We start from the raw sequence: 26,379 nt of genomic DNA on the forward strand, positions 1-26,379 counted from the left end.
ACTTTTTCGGGGGTAAAGCATGGGCAAAAGAAAAATAAAATTAATAGCTTTATTTTCTATTCTTTTATGTTGGGTAAGCTTAGTTTACGCCTTTTCTTCTGGGCCGCCGCCCTCTAATACTGGCGCACCAGGAGAGTCTAATTGTAGTAGCTGTCATCGTGGATCAAACCCTACGGGGAATGTAAGAATTGAAGGTCTTCCACAAGCATATGTAGCAGGAACTCGTTATAACTTAACGGTTACTGTTTCTGAAACAGGTAAACAACGCTGGGGATTTCAAATTACAGCTATTAGAGATGATGGTTCTGCCGCAGGTACATTTATGATTACTGATTCTAGTATGACACAAATGTCTAGCGGGTCGCCTGGTGGTAGAAGCAGAATGTATATACAACACAGTCCTAATGGAACTCAACGAGGCAAACGCGATACAGCAAGCTTTAAGTTTGATTGGGTTGCTCCTACTAGTGATGTAGGCCGAATTACTTTCTTTGTTGCTGGAAATGCTGCAAATAATGATGGTTCATCTGGCAATGATAATATTTATTTAGCTAATGTTGCAATTATGGCAGGTAGCAATGTCCCTGCACCTACTTTGACTAGCCTTAATCCTATTAGTGGCCCGGCTGCTGGTGGTACAGAAATAACTTTAACAGGTACTAACTTTGTTACAGGCGCAACTGTTACTATTGATACTACTAGAGTTAATGCTACATTTGATAATGCTAGAAATTTAAGAGTAGTAACTCCACCACATGCACCCGGTACAGTAGATATAACAGTTACTAATCCAGATGGTCAAGTTGCAAGACTACGTAATAGTTTTACTTATGAAGCTGTTCAACTTCCTGCACCTTCTATTTCTAATATTAGTCCAAATATGGGGCCAACCTCTGGCGGCACTATGGTGACAATAATGGGTACTAACTTTGCGGCTGGTGCTAGTGTAGTTGTTGGGTCGCGTCAAGCTACAATGGTTAATATTACTGAAACTCAAATTACTGCTATTACTCAACCAAATAACCCTGGAACAGTAAATGTTGTTGTTACTAACCCAGATGGTCAAGTTAGCACTCTACCAGGTGGCTTTACCTTTGTTGGAGAACCTGTAGGTGGAATGGTGCAACTACTTAGTCCAAATGGAGGAGAAGTTCTTAGTTCTGGTGGCGCAGCATTTACAATTAATTGGATGGTGATGAGTGGTGCAAGTGCTACACAACGATTAGAGCTTTCTACTGATGGTGGACAAACATTTAGCACAATGATTATGGATAATTTAGATGCTACAGAAACATCTTTTGAGTTTGCTGTCCCACCAGGTATTAATACAACTAATGCACGTATCCGAATTAGTGTAATAGAAAATGGTGCTGTTACATCTGATACAAGCGACGGGAATTTCCGTATCTTACCTGCTCCAACTATTACTAATGTTGCTCCAACTGTAACAAGCAGTATCAAGCTAAAAATTACTGGTACAATGTTCCAATCAGGTGCAGTGATTGAAGTTAATGGTGCAGCTATTCCTAGCACTAAATTTAAGTCTGCTACTAGTTTAATAGGTAAAAAAGTAGATAGAAATTTAGCAGGACAACAAATAAAAGTAAGGGTACGTAATCCTGATGGTACTATTTCATTGGAAAGATTAATAACACCTTAAACTAATTATCTAGTTAAATAATTAAGCTAAAAAGGCGCAAAAACAAATTTTGCGCCTTTTGTGTATTTGTTGCGAAGTATAACCATGGAAACAATTGCAGATAAAAAGGACATCTAATGGTTGAATTATTAGAAAAAGTAATTCAAGGTGACTGCTTAAGTATATTAGATAAAGTTGATAAATCTTCTGTTGATATGGTTTATCTGGATCCTCCATTTTTTACTAATAAAAAACATTCCTCAATTAATCGTGATAGGACAAAAAAGTTTAGTTTTGCTGATGTTTGGGCGGGATTTGAAGAATATGCTGAGTTTATGGAAAAGAGGCTTTATAAACTTTATCAGGTTCTTAAAGATACTGGCTCAATCTTTGTTCATTGTGATACAAGTGCAAATTTTATAATTAGGGCATTGTTAGATAATATTTTTGCGACAGAACAATTTAGATCAGAAATTATATGGACATACAAACGCTGGTCAAATTCTGCAAAAGGCTTAATGCCTGCACACCAAACTATCTTTTTTTACTCAAAAACAAAGAATTTTAAGTTTAATCAGGTCTATAATTCTTACTCTGAAACAACAAATATTGATCAAATCTTACAACTTCGTGCTAGAGACAAGTATGGAGTATCTAAATATGCTACTGATGATGATGGAAATATAGTATTTTCATCAGAAAAAAAAGGAGTTCCCTTAAGTGATGTTTGGGAGATACCTTTCCTAAATCCAAAAGCTAAAGAGCGTGTAGGTTATCCAACACAAAAGCCTATTTTATTACTTGAACGAATTATTGAAATATCAACGGATTCTTCAGACTTAGTTCTTGATCCTTTTTGTGGTAGTGGTACTACGCTTGTAGCCGCTAAGCTATTAGGAAGACAAGCTTTAGGAATAGATATTTCACCAGAAGCAATTGCTTTGTCTAAAAAAAGATTAGCTTCTCCAACTAAAACAGAATCTGCGCTTTTACAAAAAGGACGGGATTCATATTTGAATGTTAGTAAAGATGCTTTATCTATTTTATCAGGTTTAGAAGTTATTCCAGTTCAAAGAAATAACGGTATTGATGCTTTTATAAAAAATAACTTTGGTTTTTTAGTACCTATAAGAGTTCAAAAGGCAGATGAGACTATTTTTGATGCTGCAAATAAACTGGCTAAAGCTGCTACATCAAAAAAAGCTTATATTGCTATATTAGTTCGCACTCAAACAGATAACGTATTGTTTCCAATAGATAAATTTCCAGATATTGTAAAAATAGTTGATTCAACAAGTTTAAGTGTAAGTAATGCTATTTCTAACTTATTATCTGAAAATAATTGTAAAACACATTAAAAAAATCTTTCAACAAGTATATTAAAGATTTTTTAAGATAATTCTATTCTGCTCTTAGTGCAACTATTGGATCAAGCTTTGCTGCACGCCAGGCTGGGTAAGCACCAGAAATTATTCCTATTCCATCAGAAACTACTAAAGCTGTAAAATTAGCAAAGAAGGGTAAAGATGTAGGAATAGGAGTAAATGTAGAAACTAATTTACTTAAAGTATAAGCAATTAAAACTCCAATTGCACCACCAAACAAAGATAAAATAGTGGATTCTGCTAAGAACTGTTTCATAATATCAACACGACGTGCGCCTAAGCTTTTACGAATACCTATTTCGCGGGTTCGTTCTGTTACAGAAACAAGCATTATGTTCATAATCACAATGCCACCAACTACTAAAGCAATAGATGTAACTCCAACAGCAGCAACTTGAATTGTACCAAAAATTTTTTCTCGTAAGTTATTAACGGCTGAAGGGGTTAACACACCAAAATTGTCTGGCTCATTTGGTGATAGCTTTCTACGAATACGCATAGCAACACGTGCTTCATCAATTGCTGCTTGATAGTTTGACTCTGTAGTAGAAGTAACACTTATTAGAATAGATCGTCTTGAGCCATAAATATTCATAAAAGTTGTTAGTGGAATGGAAACAAATTTGTCTCTTGATTGACCAAAAACTGATCCAAGTGTTTTAGCTATTCCAATAACTCTAAAAGGACGGCCATCAACTTTAATGGATTGTTCTAATGGATTAGTGGTAGGAAAAAGCTTACTAGCCACATCAGCCCCTATAAAACAAACATATTGTCCACGGCCTTCTTCACTTTGAGTAAAATAACGACCTTGAGCTACATCTATTCGGTCAATGTCTATTAAATTAGCTGTTACACCTGTCACTAATACTTCATAAAGGGAATTAGCTTCATGTTTAACTTCTGCTTGATTATAAACTTTTGCACCTACTTGTTTTATTGAGCCTTTTAACTCGCGTAGAGCATCAAGATCTTCCATAGAAATGCGTTTATTACGTCTTAATGCGTCTTCATAAGATTTTACACTAGAAAAATCATCAATAGAAAATCTCTGGATACGAAAAGCATTAGTTCCAATATCAGCAATCTTTTCATCAATATATTTATTAAAACCTTCTATTAGCGAAACTACTATAATTACTGTAGCGACTCCAAAAATTACACCTAATAAAGTTAGAAAAGAACGTAGCTTATTAGCCCAAATTGCGTCAAATGCGAGTTTGTTTGCTTCTATTAAGTTCACGGGTTTTACCTTTATTTGATAAATCTTATTTTGATTTATAGATTAACAAAAAATAAATTCTAAACTATTAAACTAACAAAATAGAGTAATTCAGCCGAAATAACCACTACGTTTGTAAATAGTGACTAGTTCACTTGGCAAAGCAGGTAAAATAGCCACTATATTTGATGGATTTACCTTACTAATATGCTTTATCTTTCTTCTTAATTGATAAAAGACAGTATTTTAATGGGGTAAAAAGTGAAGTTTTTTTCAAAATCTAAGCTTATTGTCTTAGTTTTATTAGTTGGATTACTAACATCAGGTTTTATTTATTATAAGTACATCACTCTTATTACAAAAAAAGATATGGCGGAATATGTTCCTAATTCTGCTGCTGCTTTTTTAGAAGTAAATAGCTTATCAAACTTATTTACGGAACTTACTAAAACAAAAGCTTGGCAACAATTTGCTCATAATTTCAGTATTTCTAATCAGGTAGAATATCTAGCTGATGCAGCCAACATTGTTAGTTTTACTGGCTTAGGTCTTAATGAAGCTACATTGTTAGCTCGCGCTCAATATGTAGTTGTATTAGATGGATTAAAAATAGAAACCAAATTAGTAAATACGTCTGATAAAAAACAAGTTTTGGAAGAGTCAAAGGAATCAAAGGAATCAGAAACAGGAGAATTAGAAGTTATCCCTCAACTAGCTTTAGTAATTGAAACACACTCCAATAAGGTAGAAGAATATTTATCTAATCGGGTTAATTTACTTGCTAAACGTATTTATGGAGACAATATAACAAGTAGAGAAGAAACTTTTCAAAATATAAAAATTAAAATTTTTCAAGTTCCAAATACAGAACGCCAAATTGTTACGGCTCAAAAGGGAAGTGTAATGATTATAGGCAACTCCAAAAATACGGTTGAGAATTGCTTAGCTGTTTTATTAGGTCAAAAAGCTAGTTTTAAGCAAGACCCTTATCTAAAGTTAGCTAGAGAAAAACTAAGTAAGGATTCAGCTATATTTGGTTTTGTTACAGGAAAAACTGTAGCAAGTATTTTACAAATTAGTACAAATATCCTTCCAGAATCCTTAGTAAAAAATAATGAACAAGGGTTACCAAGTATAATTTCTGAACAGCTTATAGATGGTATTGCTTATAGTGTTAGTTTTGATAATAAAGAAGTTGTAGAAAAATATTTTACTTTAGTAAAACCTGATTTAGCTTCAAAAATTAGCTCTATTGTTAAACCGATAGCTAATCAAGATTTAACTTTAACTAATAAATTGATGCCAAAATCTTTAGATTTTACAGTTTTTTTTCTACAAGAGCCTGCTCAACTTATAGAAGAGTTAATTACAGCTATTTCAGCACATACAAATGTTGTAGTAAGTTTTGCTCTACGACAGTTAGTAATAAATTTGGGTAAGCAATATGGTATTGAACCAACTGAGCCTATTGGTAATTTAATTTCTAATGAAAACGCTCTAATTAAATTACCAAACAATGATAAATTTCTTTTTTTATTAAAGGTTAAAGATAAACTTAAATTACTTCCTACAGTGGGGCGGTATTTGCGAAAAGGAAGCACTGAAAAAGTAAATAGTGAAGAATATAAATCACTGGAAATTGTTACTAGCCCAGATAAAGAAATGCAAGCAATAGCTTTTTTAGAAGAATATTTAGTTGTTGGTACTCGTTCCCAACTAATAAAATTTATCGATATTTGGCAACAAGAACAGAAAACACAGGCATATAATTTAGAATTAGTAAAAAATAATCCTAGCGCAATATTCCTATCACATAAATTAGAAAATCAGAAAGTAGGAGAATTTTTTCTTAATCTTTCTCGTTTACTTCGTACAACTGATGGAGCAAGAGAAATTTTAAGCACAGAACCTATAAAATCTTTATTAGCTCAAACACCTGCAAGTATTAGTGTTGGTTATTTTTTAGATGAAGGGTTAATGATTGAAAAAAGATCTCCTTTAGGTGTATTTACTTGGTTGTCAAATTTAATTAGCCCTACAGAAGAATTAAAAGAGTCAGAAACTTTCAAACAATAAGGAGCAAAAATGTTAGTAGCAGAAATTATAGCTATAGGTTCAGAGTTATTAACCCCTTTTCATACAGATACTAATTCTCTTTGGTTAACAGAAAAACTTAACAGTGTTGGTATAGAAGTAAAATTAAAAACTATAGTTGGGGATGATGAGTCTCGTATGGAGGAGGTGCTTAAAGATGCTTTACAACGGTCACAAATTGTTATTTCTACTGGTGGCTTAGGCCCAACAGAAGATGATATAACCCGGAAAATATTTTCTCGTGTATTAAAAAGACCTTTAATCTTAAGATGAAGATATTCTTGCCAACATTAGAAAGCTTTTTGAGACTCGTGGATTACAAATGTCTCTAAATAATGAACGTCAAGCTTTAATTTTGCAGGATGCCCAAGTTTTACATAATGCTAATGGAACAGCACCAGGTATGCTTGTAACATTAGATAATGATCGTAGAATTGTTATGTTACCCGGGCCACCAAGGGAAATGAAACCTATTTTTGAGCAGCAAGTTTTACCTAATCTACAAAAACTTTCTCATGGTTTACGAGTACATAGAAAAGTTATTAAGGTTTCTGGATTAGGAGAATCTGCTGTAGATGGACAAATAGCTCCAATTTACTCTAAGTATAAAAATCCAACTACAACAATACTTTTTAACCGGGCAGAAGTGCAAATTCATTTAACTGCTACTGCTTCTACAGATATAGAAGCAGAAAAATTACTAGAAGAATTATCTGAAAAAATAGAAGAAAAATTAGGTATTAATGTTTTTTCTGTTCAAGGTGAATCTATGGAAGAAATTGTTGGGCGTTGGCTAACAGTAAAAAATTATACTATTGCTACAGCAGAAAGCTGCACAGGTGGCTTGATAGCTACACGTTTAACAGATGTTGCAGGGAGTTCAAAATATTTTTTGCAAGGACTTGTAACTTATAGTAGTCAAGCAAAAGTAGATTTACTAGATATTCCTATGGAGCTTATTGTAGAAAAAAATGTTGTTAGTGCTGAAGTTGCAGAAGCTATGGCAATAGGGATAAAAAAGAAATCTGGTGCTACCATAGGAGTTAGTGTTACAGGATTGGCTGGGCCAGATGGTGCAACCCCAGAAAGACCTGTTGGACTAGTTTATATTGGGCTTGCTAGTGATGTGGAAGTAACACATAGAAAACTGCAACTCCCAGGTGATAGAGAAAGAGTTCGTTGGTTAGCTAGTAATGCAGCTTTAGATTTGGTAAGACGACGTTATTTAATTTGATTAAAATGCAAATTCTTCTTCAAGCAAAAGCTGGGCCTTGCGTAGTTCAAAGCGCGCACGGCCTACATTTCCATTTGGCCCAAGGGCTACTAAAAGAAAATATTCAGGGTTAATAAGCTTAATTACCAGCGTTAAATTACCTGAAATTACGGTCATTTCTTGAAGTGATCCTACACCAACATCTGAAGAAGTACGCATAGAATTGCGTAGTAAAGTAGCATAGGCAGCCGCAATAATTGAAAGCTGCCCATCATAATTAGCGGTGTTTTCTATTTGTTGTTCAATAGCAATGCCGTCGAGGCCCATAATTAGAACCCCGACAGCACCTTCAACTTTATTAACTATCTGCTTAAGTAACTCAGAAAAAACCATTATTTAGCGTTCTCCTCCGCCTTGTGGCAGAACTTGAGGTTGTGCTTGTGGAGCGGCAACTGGTTGAGCAGGTTGAGCAGGTGCTGGAGGATTGGCTTGTGCGCCAAAGCTTTCTGGTCGATAAATACGTGGAGTTACAAAGAATAACAATTCTTGACTATTACGGTCTAATTGTCGTCTCTTAAATAACTCACCTAAGAATGGAACACGAGCAACACCAGGTGTGCGGGTAGAAACACTAGCCTCTGTGTCTATGTTAATACCACCTAATATAGTAGTTCCACCATCTGGTACAAGAACTAAAGTTTCGGCTCTTTGAGTGCTAATAGATGGTGTACCACCAGTTGTTCTAAGTGATCTATCAACACTGTTGTTTTCCACAACTATACGCATTAAAACGTTACCTTCGTCAGCAATTTGAGGAATAACATTTAGTCTAAGTGCTGCTGTAATAAAAGTTGTGGTAATGGTGTTGTTTACTTCTGTTTGTACAGCTATTTGTGTACCGCTAGTGATATCTGCTGGTGTATTGTTTTGAACTGTAATTCTAGGATTAGAAATAGTTTTAGCAATACCTTTTTGTTCAGAAGCTGTAATTGCAGTTGATAATAGAGAAGTGCCTATAACACCAGTAGTTAAGCTTAAGATAGATGCTCCAGCACCGGCTAATGTGCCATTAGCTACAGGGCCAATAAAACCACCAGAGCCTAAATTATTTCCATTTGCAGTACCAGCACCACCTGCTAGATCTGTTCTAATAGGAGTGTTGATAACTTGTGGAGAAGTTTGGAAAATAGCTCCTAGCCCTTGGATAACTTTTCTTGAACCATCAGGATTAAGAATAGTTTTAGTTTGAGTTGTTGCCAAGGCTAATTGATTACCAATAGTACGTGAAAAACTACGGTTTGCTAATACTACACGAGCTTCTATTTCTACTTGAGGTTCTGGTACATCTAGTTTTCTAATGATGTCTTCTATTTGAGCTACGTTTTGTGGGATATCTGTAACAAGAATTTGGTTAGTACGGAAATCAGCATCTACTTGGCCTACTTTAGATAGGGACTTTAAGATAATACCTATTAATCCTGTAGCACCTATTCCAGCAGTGTTACCACCTTGTGAACCTAAATTGCTACCTACTGCACCACCTTGACCACCACCTAAATTACCAGCAGCACCAGAAATTTGTCCTGTTGAACCTAAGCGAATGTATTTTAAGCGGAAAAACTTAGTTTGTTTAGGTAGGTTATTAATTTTTTCTTCTTCAATTGCTCTTTGTTTTGCTTGTTCTTCAGCCAATGCTGTTAAAGTTGCTACACGAACAATAGCATTTTCTCTTATAGAACTTAATTGATTAGCTTTAAATATGGATTCAACTACTTGGTTCCAAGGAACGTCGTTTACTTTTAGAGTAACGTTAACTTGTCCTACAGATTTATCTAAAATAAAGTTTTCACCATAATTATCAGAGATAAAACGTAGAACATCGTTTATATCTACCCCAGCAATGTCAATACTAATAGGATCTCCTATAAAACCAGGTTCACCAAAACGAATTTTGGGGCCTTGTGGGTCAGTATCATTACTAGTTGAGGTAGGGGTTGTAGTTGTGTTTAAAGAACTAGCAGGACGGGCAGCAGCAGAACGAGAAATACCAGGGCGTATACTGGGGCCTTTTACACTAGGCAAGTTAGCAGAGGAGCGACCTTCACCTTCTTTACTTGCTTTTGTAGAGTTATTTTTCTCTTCTCTACCAGCAGAAAGACCCGTTGTATCTGGAGGAGCTACTGGAGGAGCGATAACTTCTTTTGCCACAGACTTTTTAGCTACCGTAGATTTAGTATTTTCTTTAGCAATTTGAGGTTGAAAATCTGTAAAGTATATTGCCAAACCATTATTTAGAGCTTGAACTTGATAGGAACACTTTTCTTTTATGTCAAAAACAATACGTAAATCATTAGTAGATTGAGTTCCAACACGAATATTGGTAATTTTATCTGAACTAGTATTAATATCTTTTTTAATTGCATTAACCGCGCCAGAAATATCTAGCACTACACGTTCAGGTGAATGTAGTGTAAATACTTTATAGCTAAGTTGGCCGTCAGCTTGAATAATTGCAGCTACACGTCCGTTTTCGGTTTTTGTAGTAATGCTGTTAATTGTAGTTAAAGAAACCGCGCTTTTGGCCTTCGTTTCATATGCAAAGGTGCCATTAAGCGTACCCATAAAAAGAAGCATTGCGAGTACTACGGCTACTCTAACTCGGTAATCCCTAGGCATAAGAATACCTCCTCCTCAAATGTTTTTCTGATAGTTTAAAAAGAAAATTTAGTATAAAAGACCCTACTATTTTCCTCTAGTAAAGGGAATAGATTGTATTTCTGATTTTTTCTTACCATTAATAAAAACTGTTATTACTTCTACTTCAATTTTATCTTTAGTAATACTTTTTATTTGACCGTTCCAAAACTTATCACCAACCATTGCAAAAATAGTTGTACTAGATGTAATGCTAGGTTTAAGGAAAACTCCTTGACCTTCTGCCTTTTGATAAATACCTAATACTTTAACTTCATCAACTAGGTATTTTTCTGTTGCTAATGGACTAGGCTGCATTTTGTTGTTTGCTTCTAATCGACGAGCTTTCCAAGCAGCATCTCTTTCTTCAAAACTAGGTAAAGTAACAGCAACATTAACACTAGGTTCGGTAATAACTCTATCGTTATCTTTTACTATTACCCGTTTTTCATCTAAGAAAGGATCCTTTTTGGCTTCACGATAATTGGCAGAAACTTTATCTACAAATGGGCCATCACTTGGGTCTTGGGCCGCTTCTACAAGAGTTATTTTAGAGTTAATAAATGAAAAACTTAACACTAAGACTAAAGCAAAAGTTGATAGGTAAAATTTTCTTGCCATTTTATCTTCTCCTTTTATTTACCTCTAGTGAAAGCTCGAAACTCGGTTTTAGTCTCAATCTTTTCTACTTTTGTATTACTAAGTTTAGTTCTAATCTCAAACTCAACTTTATCTTTTTCAATTCTAGTAATTTTACCATTCCAAAATTCTTGTCCTACACCAGCAAAGATCATTGTGCTAGCTGTAGCACTTGGTTTAAGGAAAACTCCTTGACCATCAGGTTTTCGGTAAATTCCTAGAATCTTAACTTCATCAACTAGATATTTTTCTGATGCTTGTGGCTCAGGTCTGCCACCTTCGCGGGCTTGTTGGCGTTTTTGTTTCCAAGCAGCATCCCGCTCTTCAAAACTAGGTGGAGGAACAGGAGCAAAAACTAGCGGAGTGTTACGAGTTACAGTTTCTACTTCTTTTTCAGGAAACAACTTTTCATCATAAAATGCTCTACCTTTAGGCTCACGGTAAGTAGTAGAAATAGTGGACTCCTCAGGCCCGGTTCTTACAGGCGGTGTAGTTTGCCCTGGAACTGTTTGGGGCGTTTGAGCAAAACTATAAGATATTGCTGATAAGGAAATACTTAATGCTAACCCAATTAGAACATATCGATTTATCTTCCATGTTAACATTGTTATTTAACGCCTCCCTTATCATCTTTTTTAGCATCCTTACTTTCTTCACCTTCAGATACATTACTAATGTCTTGTTCACTAGCTACATAAGCTGTTACAGTAAAACTAGCATCAATATCATGAGTATTGCTTTGGGGGTTTGCTTTCTTTATTTCTACATCAGAAACACTAACAATTCTTCTGTAAGTAGCAATTTGTTGAAAGAATCTTCCTAAGTTGTTGTAAAGTCCTGTTACTTGGATATTTATGGGTTTTTCTTTGTAAAATTCTTTCTTTAGTTGATCTTTAGGGGTAAAAATTTTTAAGTTTAACTTTTGTTCAATGGTTTGTTGTTGAATATTCTCTAATATTCTGGAAAGCTCAACATCTTCAGGTAAAAGTTCTTTAAGATTTTGTAATTCACCTTGAAGATCATCATAAGTTTTTTGATAGGATTTTAAGTTATCTCTTACAATTGCACCTTTACGGTTATCTTCTCTTAATTTGTCTAATTCTTCTTGCTTCTTTCTGGTTTCTTCAATTTTATCAGCAAAGAGGAAATTTGAACCAGCATAGGCAATAACCACACCTATTATGATTATCCCTATAAATTGAACAAACCAAGGAATTCCAGCTAAAAAATTAGCACCACCGCCTTTTACTGCTGTGTCTGCCATAAAATTTCTCCTTTACTGAATACTTGCCGTTTGCCCATCGGTTGGTTTTGGTGTTGCTACAGGAGGATTATAAACACAACGAATGGTAAATTTAGTTAATGGTTCTGTAGTTGTTGCAGTAATTGGAAGCTGCTCTGTTTGTACTTCAACCCCAGTGAAAAGCCCATTAGAAAACTCTAAATCCTTAGCAAAGCTGGTAATTAATGCTTCTGTTGCAGTATTACCAGCTATTGTCATAGCGGTACCACGTTGAGTAATTGTATCTAGATTTACTCCTAATGGAATACGCTCATTTATATTTGACAAAACTGCTACAGGGCCACGTTGTTCAGCACGAAGTTGTTTAATTACTTTGACCCGATTTTGTACTAATACAATTTGCTTTTGTAATTTATCGGCATCTTCTTTTAGTTTAGCTAATTCTGCGGCAACTTTTTGTTCATTAGCTAGATTCTCTTTGACACGTTTGTTTTCTAAATCTGTGGTGTACCAAACGTAACTAATCCAAGCTAGTACCCCTAGAGCGACTACAACAATCATTGCAATAAGTTGACCAGTTTGCGCACTAATTGGACTAGATTTTGAAGACCCTGAATCTGGTGTAGCTTGCTGTAATAAATTTATCTTTAGCATAACTAATCTCCACTTCTGAGAGCTAAACCAATGGCAACTGCCATATTAGGGGAAAGCTCACGAATATAGCCTTCATCAAAATTTTTAGAGTTATATTTAATTGTTCTAAATGAATCAAATTTTTCTACAGGCACTCCAAAGCGTTCTGCTAAGTAGGCTGTTAGACCTGGCACTTTAGAACTACCTCCAGAAACCAACATCCGATCAACTTTACTTGAATCTGACATTGAACTTGTTGCACGGAAAAAGTCTAAAGTTTTTTGTACTTCTAAAGCTAAAATTTCTGATACAGATTGAATTAAAGGTTGTGCATCTTCTGGCTTAACTCCAGATTCAGTTGGCATACCTTTTTTAAGGTTTTCTGCTTCATCAAAAGTTAAATTTAGCTCTTTTTGTAATAAATCAGTGTACTGATTACCACCTACAGAAATATCACGAGTAAAGATTGATTGTGAGCCTCGAACAACATTAATATTCATTACACTAGCCCCAATATCTAGTAGTGCTACTGTAGTTGTAGGTTGTGGTTTATAGTTAATATCATAGGCAGCTTGTACTGCAAAAGAATCAACATCCACAAAATGAAGTTGTTTACCAGCTTGATTAATTACCTGAGTATATTGAGCAATCTTATCTTTTTTACAAGCTACTAACAAAACGTCCATACCATTGCCAGAAGCATCATTGCCCAAAATTTCATAGCTTAAATTAACTTCATCTAAAGCAAATGGAATGTATTGTTCTGCTTCCCAATGTATTTGTTCGCCAAGCTCTTCAGGACTCATTATTGGGAGATTAATTTTCTTTACAATTACAGAGTGACCAGAAACAGAAGTCCCAACTAAATTAGTTTTAATATTTTGTTCTTGAAATATTCGGTTAATTACATCAGAAACATGATTTAGATCAATAATATGTCCGTCTACAATAGTATCAGATAATAGTTGCACATGACCAATACTTACTAATTCATAATTGCCACGAGACCCTTTTAACTCTACAGCTTTTACTGCACTTGAACCTATGTCTAATCCTATTACACTCTTTTTTTTGCCAAAGTCAAACCAGCCCATAATATATCCTCACTACTTAGCACTAGAGTTTTTGCTTCTAAAAAACACATTAAACTATTGTTAATACAAAGTTTATAAGAAAATCTTAAATTATTATCTAATTTTGATTAATCACTAGTTTAGAAAAAGACACCTTAGTTTTTGTCCTTGAAAATCAAAAATTAAGTTTTAGCGATTAATTATTTAATGGCAACCTTTTGATAACTTTTGAAAGTTGTTATCGGCAAAAGATTTAGGTCGCCACTAAGGTTAACTATTACCTTTGCTGGCGGCCCGGCGGACATAGATCAAAAAATCTTTAGTCCCGTAGCTCTGCGTCTTTCAGTTTCCTGAAATTTGCTCTGAGCAGTAAAGGTTCCTACTCCAAGTTTTTGATAGAATTATCACTCTTATACTTTGGAGTCAACTGTTTTTTTCCAACACTAACAACAAGATAAAACTATACTTTAACTAAAAAATGCTAAATAAACTATAGTAACGAGTTACTTGATAATTTAACTTAACAAGGGCTTTGTTAATAAAAGATTTTTACCTGAAAAATATTTCTTATTTTAAACTTCTTTATTTAGACTTTCCAATAGATTTTTCAATTTATTTGCTAGTCTGACAAAGAATTAATCAGTTTTTCTGTAAGTATCTGGGGCATTAGGCTTTAGTAAAACACTTTTAGCCGGTATTCCAACATTAACATGGTAAGGCTTAACATCTCTTGTAGCTAGTCCCATTGCTCCTACCATACCATTTTCACCAACGGTTATACCTGCTAAAACCGTTGAATGATAAGTCAGTCTTACATTGTCGTGTATTATTGTTGGTTTGCAAGATACATCATGAATATCTATTACACTGTGAGAATGTGAATAAAGATTAGCATAGTCAGAAATGCTGACATTATTACCTATTATTATTTCTCCCCGATCGTCTAGTAGCACATTTCTATGAATTACTACATTATCGCCAATTGATAAATTATAACCAAAGCTCCACTCAACAAAGTGAAAACACTTAAAGTTTTTACCTACTTTGTGAAATATATAAGGAGCTAACATTCGGCGAAACTTAAATGCTAAAAGCAGGTTTCCACCTAATGGAGAGCGATCAAACATTTGCCATAACCAGATCAAAGGTTTACGAGATTGGTATCTATCAATATCAATATCAGAATAATATTCTGGCTCCATTGTAACGTTACGCGGATCAAAAGATGCCATTACAGCACGGGCAGCTATAGGATATTTATGGTTATAAAGGTTTTTAACATTTGCCCTTTGACCAAAATACATTTCATACAATGTATCACGTACAACATCATTACGATCTAAACTAGCATCATTAATTTTTTCTTCTAAACGTGCTAAAAAATCGTCAAAAATGGTTTCTGCGGTTTCAGTTGCTTGCAGACTTCTATATGACATGAAGATAGATGGCCTTTCTCGTTAAACTGAAAATACTTTGAAATAACTAATTTTGGATTAGATTTTTGTTAGGAAAGCTTAAGTATACAAATAATAATATGACTAAATGGTTGATTAAACCAAGCTAAAGAGCCAGAAAAACTTAACTTTTCTGATATTTCGTTAATAAAGCCACACTTTTAAGCAAATTCTTATAGAAAAATAAGTTAATTTACCTAGATTATTTAGCTTATAACAGTTGTCTTTTTAGCTCTGCTAAATGACGTAAGGCTTCTTCAGGAGATATCTGTTCTAAAGGTAGCTCTCTAAGAATTTGTAAAACGCTTTCATTAGCTAAATCAAAAAGACTTGGTTGTTGTTTCCAGTTATTACCCCGTGAGGGAAGGTGTCTAGCAAGTTTTGGTTTACCAGTTACATCCAGTTCATTAGCTTCTAAATTACCTAAAATCTCCCTAGCTCTTTCAATTACTTGTGTAGGAAGCCCTGCAATTCTAGCTACTTCTATGCCATAAGATTTACTAGTGGATCCTTCAATCAAGCGGCGTAAAAAGACAATTTGCCCACCTTGCTCTTTTAATGCCATTTGGAAATTACGTACACCAGGCAGCAGTTTAGCAAGCTCTGTCATTTCATGATAATGTGTGGCAAAAATGGTTTTTGCTGCGTGTTTAGCATTATCATGTAGATACTCAGCAATGGCCCAAGCTAATGAAAGTCCATCAAAAGTTGCTGTTCCTCGTCCAATTTCGTCTAGTAAAATTAAGCTTCGTGGAGTTGCAGTATTAAGAATATACGCAGTTTCTGTCATCTCAACCATAAAAGTTGATCTTCCTCGTGCTAGATTGTCAGATGCTCCAACTCTAGTAAAGACGCGATCAACAATTGCAAGTTGTGCTTCTGTTGCAGGGACAAAACAGCCTATTTGAGCCATAATTGAAATTAATGCTGTTTGACGTAAATAAACTGATTTGCCTCCCATATTGGGCCCAGTAATTATTAATAATCTATGAGTAGTATTATTAATATATAAATCATTAGGAATAAAACGTTCTCCTTGAGTTTCTACAACAGGATGACGACTATCTTTAAGAATAATTTCATCGGCTTCATTTAAGGTTGGACGACAATAATTTTTCTTAGCTGCAACTTCAGCAAAATTAAATAACACATCGATTATCGCTAAAATATGGGCTGTACGTTGGATTCTGGTTGTTTGACTAGCGATTTGTTGGCGTAGTTGTTGAAAAAGATCTTGCTCAATTCTAAGTATTTCTTCTTCTGCACCTAAAACTTTTGTTTCTAACTCTTTTAATTCTGGGGTTGTAAAGCGTTCAGCATTAACAAGGGTTTGTTTTCTTTCATATTCAGCAGGAACAAGCTTGAGGTTAGTTTTACTTACTTCAATAAAATAACCAAATACATTATTAAATCTTACTTTTAAAGAACTTATTCCTATACGTTCACGCTCACGTATTTCTATTGCAGCAATAAAACTTTGAGCATTTTGTCTAATTGAGCGAAGTTCATCTAATTCTTTATGATAGCCTTCTCTAAAGACTCCTCCATCGCTTAAATTAGCAGGAGGCTCATCTGTAATAGCTTCTTTAATTAAATTGCTAATATCACTTAATTCATCTAAATCTTCACGTAAAACTTCTAGCAGGGAACTAGTAGCTTGTTCAAGTAAGAGTTTGACCTCAGGAATTATTTCTAAGCTACTTTTTAAGGAAAGTAAATCTCTAGGGTTAGCAGTACCAAGAGAAATACGGCCTAATAGTCTTTCTAAATCTTGAATTTTGCCAAGTTGCTGACGGACTCGATCTCTCATTATTGTATTACGGCGCACTTCAGCAACTGCATCCAAACGGGTATTAAGCTCACCTAGTTTAATTGATGGTCTAAGCAACCATTGTTTAAGAAGCCTTGCTCCCATACTGGTTTCAGTTTGATCTAGTACTCCTAATAAAGTATTGCTTTTTGAGCCTTCAATTGCTGCAACAAGTTCAAGATTACGGATTGTTGCGCCATCTAAAATCATATAATCGGCTGGCTCAAAATAAGCAATATTATTAATATGTGCAGCAGCTTCTTTTTGGGTATCTCTTACATAATTTAGTATTGCTCCTGACGCGCTGATAGCAACAGATTTTTTTTGGAGTGTTTTGACTACTATTTGTTGTTCCAAAAAGGGAAGACAAACTCTGAGGATAAATAATTTCTTTAGGCGAACAACTTTCGATTTCTTCTACTAAACGTGACCATGAGTTTTCTCCACTTGTTTGTGTAGTGATAAATTCTCCTGTTGAAACATCCACAAATGCTACTGCTAAAGTGTCTTTATTACCTGTAATTGCAGCTAAATAACAGTTCTCTTTGCTTTCTAGCAACTGTGAATCAACAGTTGTTCCAGGAGTAATAATACGAACAACATCACGTTTAACTAACTTTATACCTTTACTAGCTGTTTCCAACTGATCACAAATTGCTACTCTATAGCCTTTACGTACTAATTTTGAGATATAATTGCTAGCTGAATGATAAGGTACACCACACATTGGAACAGGTGTTCCACGTTCTTTATTACGAGCAGTTAGGGTAATTTCAAGCTCTCTTGCTCCAATGATTGCATCTTCATAAAACATTTCATAAAAATCACCTAAACGAAAAAATAGTAAAGTTCCTGGGTGTTGGTGCTTAATCTCATTATATTGCTTAAGCATTGGAGTTGTATTTTCCATTCCTGCAAGCCTACCTTATGTAAGTATTAATATTAATAAGTGGAAAAATAAAATTTAATTTAAGAATTGAGAATATAGACTGAAATAATAGGATTTTGTAGTAATTGAGGCGGGAGAAAGAAATAGCAAATCAAGAGAGCCAGGATAAAACATTATAGTAAATAATAATTTATCTTAGCTTTCTTGAGTTATAAGCTAAAATCTTACTTAATGGAAGATACATTACTAAATCTTAGTGATACTAATATCATCCATATTTTCTTTTGGTTTAGTTAAAAACCATCCTCCACCACATACCATTGCAAGAACAAGGCATGCTAATGAACCTATTAAATAACTAAATCCAGCATCTACACCAAATTTGGTATATCTGGAAAACAAGAAAAGTGCGCCAACTAACAAAACAACGGCTCCAACAAGTAAAGCAGGTCTCATGGTAATAACCTCTTAATTAAATTTTTAACAATGGTTACTTGCATTCACCTGGCACTTACCAGGCACTATAATTTTTGAGTATTTAATTAGCAACTGCCCTAGTTAGCAACAACTAGAAATTTTGATTTTTGACTTGAAAGTTTTTTGCGGTAAATCACCTAGATTATTGCACAACTTTTTTTTTAATAGAAGATTTTTTTATCAACACCTGGAATCATTGCTTTAATTCAAGCATTTTCCCAAAAGTTTCTTCATCAACAATAGCAACTCCTAAACTTTGAGCGCGATCTAGTTTTGAGCCTGCTTCAAGCCCTGCTACAACAAAATCTGTTTTTTTGCTAACAGAGCTATTTACACGTCCACCGCGTTCTTCAATTAATTTTTGCGCTTGTTCACGAGTAAAATTAACTAATTTTCCTGTTAAGACAAACTGTTTTCCAGTAAAAATTTTTGCTACTGTGCTAGAACCTGATTGTTGAAAATTGACATCCACACTACGTAGTTTTTCAATTAGTTTTCTATTACTTTCTAAGTTAAACCAATTATAGATTGCCATAGCAACAACATTGCCAATCTCAAAAATATTAGTTAATTCTTCTTTAGTTGCAACCATTAATTGATCTAATGTGCCAAAATGATTTGCCAGCACTTTAGCTTTACGCTCACCAACATGACGAATACCAAGACCAGTAAGTAATTGAGCTAGATCACGTTTTTTGCTTTGTTCTAGCTGATTTAATAAGTTTTGGGCTGATTTTTTCCCATTCTTTCTAGTTTTAGCAAATCTTCTAGTTTTAGGTAGTAAAGATCTGCCAGGTCGGAAACAAGTTTGTTGTCCACTAATTGTTCTGCAAGCCTATCGCCTAGTTCCTCAATTTGCATTGCATCACGAGAAGAAAAATGTAGCAGGGCTTCTTTAAGTTTTGCTAAACAATTGTCATTTGTGCAACGAATTACTGCTTCGCCTGCTAAACGAATTACTTCACCACCACAAACAGGGCAGGAATTTGGCATAACAAAATCTTGGAGTTGCTCGCTAATTTCTTTTCTTTTTTCTATAAGAACTTTTACAACTTTTGGGATAATCTCGCCGCATTTTTCTACCATCACCCAATCGCCTATTTTTAAGTCTAAACGCTTGATTTCATCCTCATTATGAAGTGAAGCACGAGCAACCGTAGTTCCTGCTAAAAGAACGGGTTGAAGTTCTGCAACAGGAGTTAGCGCACCTGTACGGCCAACTTGTATTGTAATTGCATTTACTCTGGTTTGTGCTTGGCGTGGAGGATACTTAAAAGCTACGGCCCAACGAGGGGATTTTGTTGTGCTACCAAAATCTTCTTGTAAGTCAATTTGATTAATTTTTATTACTACACCATCAGTTTCATAATCTAGCGAGTTTCGTTTTTCATCCCACTCGCGACAAAATGTTATTACATCATCAATAGTTTCACATAAACGGCTATGCTCATTAACCTTAAAGCCTGCTCCGCGTAGCCATTCAAGCGCGTTCCAGTGAGTTTGAAAAGGTTTATTTCCATCAAAATAAAGGTCATAAGCAAAACAATCTAGTTTTCTTGCTGCAACTGCTTGAGGGTCAAGAAGTTTCATCGTCCCAGAAGCAAGATTACGCGGGTTAGCATAACGAGAAAGCCCTTTTTCTTGCTGTTCTTCATTTATTCTTTCAAACATTTTATTGGATAAATAAACTTCACCTCTAACTTCTATTTCTGTTATACCTTGGGGCCAAAGTTCGCTATTTTCTGAAGACTCAGAAGCCACATCAAGTAAAGGTAAGTCACTGTTGGATAGCAAGTTAGAGGAAGTTTTTTGAAAAGAAAAAGGAAAAAAAGGGTTTTCAGGAAGTCTTAAAGGAATTGCTCTAATTGTGCGGACATTTTCTGTAACATTGTCTCCTACTTCACCATCTCCACGAGTTACACCACGAACTAAAACCGAAGTTTCATACATTGCAGAAATACTTAAACCATCAATTTTTAGTTCAGCAACAAAGTTATAAGCACGTCCAGCCGCAAGTTTTTCACAACGCTTATGCCAGTCTAATAAATCGTCTTCTGAGTAAGTGTTATCAAGCGATAACATTTGCCGTCTAAATTTATAAGGCTCAAAACCTGAAACAGGACGACCTCCAACACGTTGAGAAGGGCTATCAGGTGTAAGTAGTTCTGGATGAGCATCTTCTAGCTGACGAAGGCGAAATAGCAATTGGTCATATTCATAATCGGAAATCTCTGGCGAACTTAAAACATAATATCTTTCATTATGATAATTTATTTCTTTACGTAATTTTTCTATTTCTGCTTTAACGTCGGCTTGGGCCATACTTAAAACTCCTAGTTTTTATTTTTCTTTTTTTCTTCTTTGATGGGGACAAGTTCTTGGGCGCGAGCAGCAACCAAACCTTCATCAGTAACTAAGAATAGATTCTCTGCTTCTAAAGTAGGTGCAGCAATAATTACATTAGTATTATCTATTTTGTATTGTCCTAGAGGTTTTCCATTAGTAGCTAGAAGGAAAATTTTATCGCTACCAAGAGGAGTAACCAACATTTGTTGATTGTTGAGAATTGGATCAAATGTTAAACGGCCAGTTAAGCGGACTTTCCAAGCTGTATCACCGTTTTTAGCATTAAAGCCATAAACAAAATTATCAAAACAACTTACTATTAAAAACTTATCTGTTAGTTGAGGTGCAGTTTCTACAGCAGCACCAACGCGAACTTGCCAAAGTAATTTTCCTGTATCACGCTCTAAAGCATAAATATTGCCCAGGCTATCACCAAAAAAGACTTGGTTTTCATTAACTGTTGCTGTTCCACGTAAAGCACTTTGAGCTTGAAAACGCCAAAAAACTTCGCCTGTTTCGCTTGATAAACTGTGCATTAAACCTGCTTCAGTGCCAATAAATATTTCATCATCTGCAAATAAAGGCTTAGCCTTCGCTAAAGAACCTAAGTCAACTTGCCAATTAGTATTTCCTGATATATCTAGCGAGTAAAATTTGTTGTCTTCGCTTGCAGCATAAATTGTTTGTTCTTCTAGCACTAAAGGGTTAGAAAAAGCTTGAGGAAAATTTTTTGTCCAAGCTGTTAGACCAGTCCGCTTATTAATAACTCTTAAAATTCCTTCATTACTATCAGAAGAGTTTGGACGAGAGGAAATATAAATATTTTCTTCAGTGGCAATTAGCGGAGAAACAATTTTTCCTCCTGGTTGAGTTTCCCAACGAAGTTGACCGCTACTTGCTTCTAGCGATACTATCCGCCCATCATCCAAAGGTAAATAAACGCTTTCTGGTTCTACTAAAACAGGTAATTTAGTAGTATTACGGCTAGCAAATTGCCATTGAAAAACAAATGCTGGTGGTAAAGTTTCTAGCTTGGTAAAAATCTCTTTTTTAAGTTTTTCCTTTTTTTGACGGTTTCTAAAATTTTCTCTATCTCTTCTTCGTCTGCCTTGTCCAAAAATGTCAATATTGAACAAAAATAGAAAAACTAATAATAGACAAAGCATTTTAGAATATTTTGAAGTCGCTAAATTTTGCATAACTTAATTTCCTACTAAAGTTTGGCAATAAAGCCCTAGCTCTATTTGCAGCTATTAAGTTGATCCTCATATAATATTGGTTTCTTTTTTATTGTATTTTTATTACTGAGAGACAACTTTTGTGACTAATAAATCCGATATTATTTTGATTCTTGACTTTGGTTCGCAGTACACTCAACTAATTGCCCGACGAGTTAGAGAGTTAAATGTTTACTGCGAAATCATACCTTTTAACACGCCAATAGAGAAAATTAAAGCAAAAAATCCTAAAGGAATAGTCCTTTCAGGTGGCCCGGCTTCGGTCTATGAAAAAGATGCTCCTCATTGTGATTCTCAAGTATTAAAACTAGATATTCCTATATTAGGGATTTGCTATGGATTTCAATTACTAGCTTTCTTTCTTGGCGGCAAGGTAGAAGCCTCTAAACAAAGGGAATACGGCGCAGCAGAGATTATTGTTAACGAAACCGACACTAAACTTTTTGCTAATTTACCTAATCGTTTACAAGTTTGGATGAGTCATGGAGATTACGTTAGTCAACTTCCTAGCGGGTTTAGAGCTATAGCACAGACAGAAAACGCGCTTGGTGCTGCTATAAACTTAGAAAATAACTACTATGCCTTACAATTTCATCCTGAAGTAGTTCATACTCCAGAAGGAAAACAAATCTTAAGTAATTTTTTAGATATTTGTCATTGTCATAGAGATTGGACAATGAATGCTTTTATTGATGAAACTGTTGCTGAAATCAAAGCTCAAGTAGGCGATAGACATGTAATTTGTGGGCTTTCTGGTGGGGTTGATTCTTCTGTAGCAGCAGCTTTAGTTGATCGTGCAATTGGCGCACAGTTAACGTGTTTATTTATTGATAATGGGCTACTTAGAAAAAATGAATTTACCGAAGTTCTAAACCTTTATAAAGAAAATGTTCACTTAAATGTTATTGGAGTGGCTGCTGGAGAAAGATTTCTTTCTCAATTAGAAGGGATTATCGATCCAGAATTAAAACGTAAGCGTATAGGAAATGAATTTATTGAAGTTTTCCAGTCAGAAGCTAAAAAGCTAGGAACAATAGATTTTCTTGTTCAAGGCACACTTTACCCAGATGTTATTGAATCTGTATCGGTTAAAGGCCCATCGGCAGTAATTAAATCTCATCATAATGTTGGCGGATTGCCAGAAAAAATGTTATTAAAGCTAATTGAACCACTAAGAGAATTATTTAAGGATGAAGTTAGGCAATTAGGCCGTGAACTAGGGCTTCCAGACGAAATCATTAACCGTCAACCTTTTCCCGGCCCTGGTTTAGCTGTTCGTATCTTAGGCGAAGTTACAGCAGATCGAGTTACTACGCTACAATCAGCAGATACTATTGTGATGGAAGAAATCCGACGAGCAAACCTTTATGATGAGATTTGGCAAGCTTTTGCCGTGTTGCTACCTATTCAAAGTGTAGGCGTAATGGGTGATAGTCGTACTTATGAAAATGCTATTGCTATTCGTGCCGTACATAGCCAAGATGGAATGACGGCTGATTGGGTAAGAATGCCTTATGATGTTCTACATCGTATTTCTAGTAGAATCATTTCAGAAGTAAAAGGTATAAATCGAGTGGTTTATGATATTTCCTCTAAACCCCCTAGTACAATTGAATGGGAATAAATATTTTATACACTTGCAAATTGAGCAATAAGAGTTTTAATGCTATTATTCTTTGATCTTTAAGTAACATAACCACATTCAAACCTTTAGCATAAAAAGAATTATATTAAGGAGTATTTATGACTCTTATTGCTGATACTAAGGCAAAAAAATATTTAATTAAAAGTTTTGCGATTTTATTAATATTATTTTTAGGTTTTTGGTCGTCAAATCGAGAAACTACACCAAAAGTTTCTGCCAATGATCAACCAAGTGCTGTTTATAGTTTTGAAAGCCCACAAATTCATCCATTAGCTATTACCCCTGATGGAACACGTCTTTTAGCCGTCAATAGCCCAGATCATAGACTTAGTGTTTTTGATATTACTGTCAATAGTCCTAGGCTACTTTCTGAAATTCCTGTTGGCCTAGAACCTGTAAGCGTTGCTGCTAGAAATAATAATGAAGCTTGGGTAGTTAATTGGCTGTCTGATAATGTTAGCGTTGTAGATTTATCTACAGGTAATGTTATTAGAACAATTGCTGTAGGAGATGAGCCAACAGATATTATTTTTGCTGGCGGAGCAAATGAAAAAGCTTTTGTTTGTGTTTCTGGAACTAGACAAATAAAAGTTTTCCAACCCAATAGCGATCAACTTTTACAAACTATTGAAATTCAAGGTAAACAACCTCGCTCGCTCGCTCGTGATAGTAAAGGCGAAAATGTTTTTGTTTCTGTTTTTGAATCAGGTAATCAAACCACCATTATTTCAGCAGAGTTTGTTCAAGAATCTGGAGGACTTCCAGCCCCCAATCCAGCTATGTCTTCTAGTTTGCCTCCATTTCCACAAACTGGAATTATTGTTAAGAAAAAAGGTAAAAAGAAATGGGCTGATGAAACAGGTAGCACTAAATGGACAAAATTTGTTCCATTTACTTTAGCTGATAATGATGTTTTTGTTATTGATGCTACTAGCGATAAACCAAGTGTCAAAACTTCTGTAACAGGTGTTGGAACTCATATCGGAAATAGCGTTTTTGACCAAAAATCTAATAAATTACTTGTTATTAATACTGATTCTGATAATGTTGTACGCTTTGAGCCTAAAGTTAAAGGCCGCTTTATAAAAACTCAGGTAGCAGTAATTGATGTTTCTAGTAAAAATCCTGCTGTCAAAAATGTAAATCTCAACCCACACATTGATTTAACAAAAGAAGAAAGCAGCGCAGAAGATAAAGCTAAAAGTTTAGCTATGCCAACTGATATTGTCCAAGATAGTAGTGGGCGATTTTATGTAGCTTCTACAGGTTCGGCTAAAGTCGGAATTTTAGATAGCAATGGAAATATTCAAAGCCGCGTTAGTGTTGGCGAAGGCCCAACAGGACTAGCAATAGATGGGGCACGCAGTCAGCTTTATGTCTTAAACCGATTTGATCAAACAATTAGCGTTATAAATACTTCATCTCAACAAGAAAAAGAACGAGTCGCAATTGGTTATAACCCTGAGCCAAGTTTTGTACGTGAAGGCCGTCAATTCCTTTATGGTACAGAGTTTTCATCACATGGAGATATTTCTTGTGCAAGTTGTCATCGTAATGGTCATAATGATGGACTAGCTTGGGATTTAGGCGATCCTACAGGGAAAATTGATGTTGTAAGAAGTCGCTCATTTTTAGGTGGAGGGTCTTTTACTTTTAATCTACATCCAATGAAAGGGCCGATGGTGACACAATCATTGCGGGGAATTGTTGGGACTGAACCGCTTCATTGGCGTGGAGATAAGGAAAAACTTAAAAACTTTGATGGAGCATTTACATCTTTATTAGGTGGAAAACGTAAGCCAACAGAAGCGGAAATGGAAAAATTTGAGGCCTTTATTAAAACTCTAACTTTTCCTCCTAACCCACTGCAAAATTTAGACCGTACTTATCCTAGTCCATCAAGCGGCCCAAATCCTGCTCGTGGAGAAAGAATTTTTGTTAATGATCGAACTGATCGCGGCGCGTTAACTTGTAATTTCTGCCATACAACTGTTCCATTTGGAACAGGAACAAATGGTTTAATTATTCCTGGTCAAGTGCTGCTTATGTCTAATGGTAGACCTGAACCTCAACCAATGAAAATTCCTCAACTGCGTGGAATGTATCAAAAAACAGGTTATTTAAGAGAAGCTGGTAAACAACTCTCAGGCTATGGTTTTGCTCATGATGGTGTGTTTGATACTTTATTTAATTTTCTTAAAACAGTTAATTTTACCTTTAGAAATGATCAAGAACGCCGAGATGTTGAAGCTTATGTTTTAGCACTAGATACAGGCATTGCTCCTAGCGTTGGATTTCAAGTTACGGTTAATGATGCTACTAAATCTGCTACTGCAACTACAGCAAACATTATGTTGTTAATGTCTCAAGCTGAGAAAAAGAATGTTGAATTAGTTGTAAAAGGGATTTATCAAACTCAAATACGGGGATTCTTTTATATTGGTGGCGGAATGTTCCAAACTGATAAAAATGGTGAAGCACCAGTGTCTTGGCAAACTTTAGTCCAAGCAGTAACTAAAGGTAATGAGCTAACATTTACCGGCGTACCTGTAGGAAATGGACGACGTATTGGGATAGATCACAATGATAATAGTATTTTGGATATGGACGAATAGCCAATATAAAATTTAGCTAATAATTTATTTACGATAAAATAGGTAGGATTTATCCTGCCTATTTTTTCAT

The 26,379-nt window shown here is 35.1% G+C and carries 18 protein-coding genes, 2 pseudogenes and 1 riboswitch; of the genes and pseudogenes, 7 read left to right on the top strand and 13 right to left on the bottom strand.

The window, feature by feature from the left end; all coding sequences use genetic code 11:
* Positions 1-19: 19 nt before the first annotated feature.
* Together IPK14_27385 and IPK14_27390 are read left to right on the top strand one after the other, a co-directional pair.
* The gene (locus tag IPK14_27385; GenBank protein MBK7996960.1) at positions 20-1,660 is read left to right on the top strand and encodes an IPT/TIG domain-containing protein; all 1,641 of its coding nucleotides are present in this window, start codon (positions 20-22) and stop codon (positions 1,658-1,660) included.
* Between the two features lie 116 nt (positions 1,661-1,776).
* A complete protein-coding gene (locus IPK14_27390) occupies positions 1,777-2,997 on the top strand; it encodes a site-specific DNA-methyltransferase (protein MBK7996961.1) in 1,221 nt (406 codons plus the stop codon).
* 43 nt (positions 2,998-3,040) lie between these two features.
* Here the strand turns inward: IPK14_27390 and IPK14_27395 are convergent, their stop codons facing one another.
* Positions 3,041-4,267: an ABC transporter permease gene (locus tag IPK14_27395; protein ID MBK7996962.1), complete on the bottom strand. Its 1,227-nt coding sequence runs from the start codon at positions 4,265-4,267 to the stop codon at positions 3,041-3,043.
* 240 nt (positions 4,268-4,507) lie between these two features.
* Here IPK14_27395 and IPK14_27400 point away from each other — a divergent pair, with 240 nt between their 5' ends.
* The 3 genes from IPK14_27400 to IPK14_27410 are packed head-to-tail and all read left to right on the top strand — an operon-like array spanning position 4,508 to position 7,574.
* A complete protein-coding gene (locus IPK14_27400) occupies positions 4,508-6,322 on the top strand; it encodes a hypothetical protein (GenBank protein MBK7996963.1) in 1,815 nt (604 codons plus the stop codon).
* Between the two features lie 9 nt (positions 6,323-6,331).
* The gene (locus IPK14_27405; protein MBK7996964.1) at positions 6,332-6,613 is read left to right on the top strand and encodes a hypothetical protein; all 282 of its coding nucleotides are present in this window, start codon (positions 6,332-6,334) and stop codon (positions 6,611-6,613) included.
* Between the two features lie 49 nt (positions 6,614-6,662).
* Positions 6,663-7,574 (top strand): nicotinamide-nucleotide amidohydrolase family protein, encoded by a 912-nt coding sequence (locus IPK14_27410; protein ID MBK7996965.1) that lies wholly within the window; start codon positions 6,663-6,665, stop codon positions 7,572-7,574.
* On the opposite strand, the gene IPK14_27415 is transcribed toward IPK14_27410, so the two are convergent.
* The 12 genes and pseudogenes from IPK14_27415 to IPK14_27470 form a co-directional block, all read right to left on the bottom strand.
* Entirely contained in the window at positions 7,575-7,946 is a 372-nt protein-coding gene (locus IPK14_27415) for a roadblock/LC7 domain-containing protein (protein ID MBK7996966.1), read from the bottom strand.
* Positions 7,947-7,949: 3 nt separating this feature from the next.
* On the bottom strand, positions 7,950-10,229 hold the full coding sequence (locus IPK14_27420) for an AMIN domain-containing protein (protein ID MBK7996967.1): 2,280 nt from the start codon (positions 10,227-10,229) through the stop codon (positions 7,950-7,952).
* A 66-nt stretch (positions 10,230-10,295) separates the two neighbouring features.
* Complete coding sequence (locus IPK14_27425) at positions 10,296-10,868, bottom strand: hypothetical protein (protein MBK7996968.1); 573 nt, start codon at positions 10,866-10,868, stop codon at positions 10,296-10,298.
* Between the two features lie 14 nt (positions 10,869-10,882).
* Positions 10,883-11,491 (bottom strand): hypothetical protein, encoded by a 609-nt coding sequence (locus IPK14_27430; protein MBK7996969.1) that lies wholly within the window; start codon positions 11,489-11,491, stop codon positions 10,883-10,885.
* A 2-nt stretch (positions 11,492-11,493) separates the two neighbouring features.
* Positions 11,494-12,150: a type 4a pilus biogenesis protein PilO gene (gene pilO, locus IPK14_27435; protein MBK7996970.1), complete on the bottom strand. Its 657-nt coding sequence runs from the start codon at positions 12,148-12,150 to the stop codon at positions 11,494-11,496.
* A gap of 12 nt (positions 12,151-12,162) precedes the next feature.
* Positions 12,163-12,783, bottom strand: coding sequence for a PilN domain-containing protein (locus IPK14_27440; protein MBK7996971.1), 621 nt, complete (start codon positions 12,781-12,783; stop codon positions 12,163-12,165).
* A gap of 2 nt (positions 12,784-12,785) precedes the next feature.
* A complete protein-coding gene (gene pilM / locus IPK14_27445; protein MBK7996972.1) occupies positions 12,786-13,856 on the bottom strand; it encodes a type IV pilus assembly protein PilM in 1,071 nt (356 codons plus the stop codon).
* A 264-nt stretch (positions 13,857-14,120) separates the two neighbouring features.
* Positions 14,121-14,207: riboswitch (cyclic di-GMP riboswitch) on the bottom strand.
* 263 nt (positions 14,208-14,470) lie between these two features.
* On the bottom strand, positions 14,471-15,271 hold the full coding sequence (locus tag IPK14_27450) for an acyltransferase (GenBank protein MBK7996973.1): 801 nt from the start codon (positions 15,269-15,271) through the stop codon (positions 14,471-14,473).
* Between the two features lie 229 nt (positions 15,272-15,500).
* Positions 15,501-18,009 (bottom strand): annotated as a pseudogene (mutS, locus tag IPK14_27455) (DNA mismatch repair protein MutS).
* Between the two features lie 225 nt (positions 18,010-18,234).
* Positions 18,235-18,444, bottom strand: a complete 210-nt coding sequence (locus tag IPK14_27460; protein ID MBK7996974.1) for a hypothetical protein — start codon at positions 18,442-18,444, stop codon at positions 18,235-18,237.
* Between the two features lie 214 nt (positions 18,445-18,658).
* Positions 18,659-20,787 (bottom strand): annotated as a pseudogene (gene ligA, locus IPK14_27465) (NAD-dependent DNA ligase LigA).
* A gap of 11 nt (positions 20,788-20,798) precedes the next feature.
* Positions 20,799-22,010, bottom strand: coding sequence for a PQQ-binding-like beta-propeller repeat protein (locus IPK14_27470; GenBank protein ID MBK7996975.1), 1,212 nt, complete (start codon positions 22,008-22,010; stop codon positions 20,799-20,801).
* Between the two features lie 121 nt (positions 22,011-22,131).
* On the opposite strand from IPK14_27470, the gene guaA reads away from it, so the two are divergent.
* Entirely contained in the window at positions 22,132-23,673 is a 1,542-nt protein-coding gene (guaA, locus tag IPK14_27475; protein MBK7996976.1) for a glutamine-hydrolyzing GMP synthase, read from the top strand.
* Between the two features lie 119 nt (positions 23,674-23,792).
* Positions 23,793-26,309, top strand: coding sequence for an SMP-30/gluconolactonase/LRE family protein (locus tag IPK14_27480; GenBank protein MBK7996977.1), 2,517 nt, complete (start codon positions 23,793-23,795; stop codon positions 26,307-26,309).
* The last annotated feature ends 70 nt before the right edge of the window (positions 26,310-26,379 follow it).

This window comes from Blastocatellia bacterium, assembly GCA_016713405.1.
Lineage (GTDB): Bacteria > Acidobacteriota > Blastocatellia > Chloracidobacteriales > JADJPF01 > JADJPF01.

Bases quoted from the DNA above. Each gene is read 5' to 3' on its own strand.
- IPK14_27385 (MBK7996960.1), top strand. From the start codon at position 20: ATGGGCAAAAGAAAAATAAAATTAATAGCTTTATTTTCTATTCTTTTA.
- IPK14_27390 (MBK7996961.1), top strand. From the start codon at position 1,777: ATGGTTGAATTATTAGAAAAAGTAATTCAAGGTGACTGCTTAAGTATA.
- IPK14_27405 (MBK7996964.1), top strand. From the start codon at position 6,332: ATGTTAGTAGCAGAAATTATAGCTATAGGTTCAGAGTTATTAACCCCT.
- IPK14_27410 (MBK7996965.1), top strand. From the start codon at position 6,663: ATGTCTCTAAATAATGAACGTCAAGCTTTAATTTTGCAGGATGCCCAA.
- IPK14_27415 (MBK7996966.1), bottom strand. From the start codon at position 7,946: ATGGTTTTTTCTGAGTTACTTAAGCAGATAGTTAATAAAGTTGAAGGT.
- IPK14_27420 (MBK7996967.1), bottom strand. From the start codon at position 10,229: ATGCCTAGGGATTACCGAGTTAGAGTAGCCGTAGTACTCGCAATGCTT.
- IPK14_27425 (MBK7996968.1), bottom strand. From the start codon at position 10,868: ATGGCAAGAAAATTTTACCTATCAACTTTTGCTTTAGTCTTAGTGTTA.
- IPK14_27430 (MBK7996969.1), bottom strand. From the start codon at position 11,491: ATGTTAACATGGAAGATAAATCGATATGTTCTAATTGGGTTAGCATTA.
- pilO (MBK7996970.1), bottom strand. From the start codon at position 12,150: ATGGCAGACACAGCAGTAAAAGGCGGTGGTGCTAATTTTTTAGCTGGA.
- IPK14_27440 (MBK7996971.1), bottom strand. From the start codon at position 12,783: ATGCTAAAGATAAATTTATTACAGCAAGCTACACCAGATTCAGGGTCT.
- pilM (MBK7996972.1), bottom strand. From the start codon at position 13,856: ATGGGCTGGTTTGACTTTGGCAAAAAAAAGAGTGTAATAGGATTAGAC.
- IPK14_27450 (MBK7996973.1), bottom strand. From the start codon at position 15,271: ATGTCATATAGAAGTCTGCAAGCAACTGAAACCGCAGAAACCATTTTT.
- IPK14_27460 (MBK7996974.1), bottom strand. From the start codon at position 18,444: ATGAGACCTGCTTTACTTGTTGGAGCCGTTGTTTTGTTAGTTGGCGCA.
- IPK14_27470 (MBK7996975.1), bottom strand. From the start codon at position 22,010: ATGCAAAATTTAGCGACTTCAAAATATTCTAAAATGCTTTGTCTATTA.
- IPK14_27480 (MBK7996977.1), top strand. From the start codon at position 23,793: ATGACTCTTATTGCTGATACTAAGGCAAAAAAATATTTAATTAAAAGT.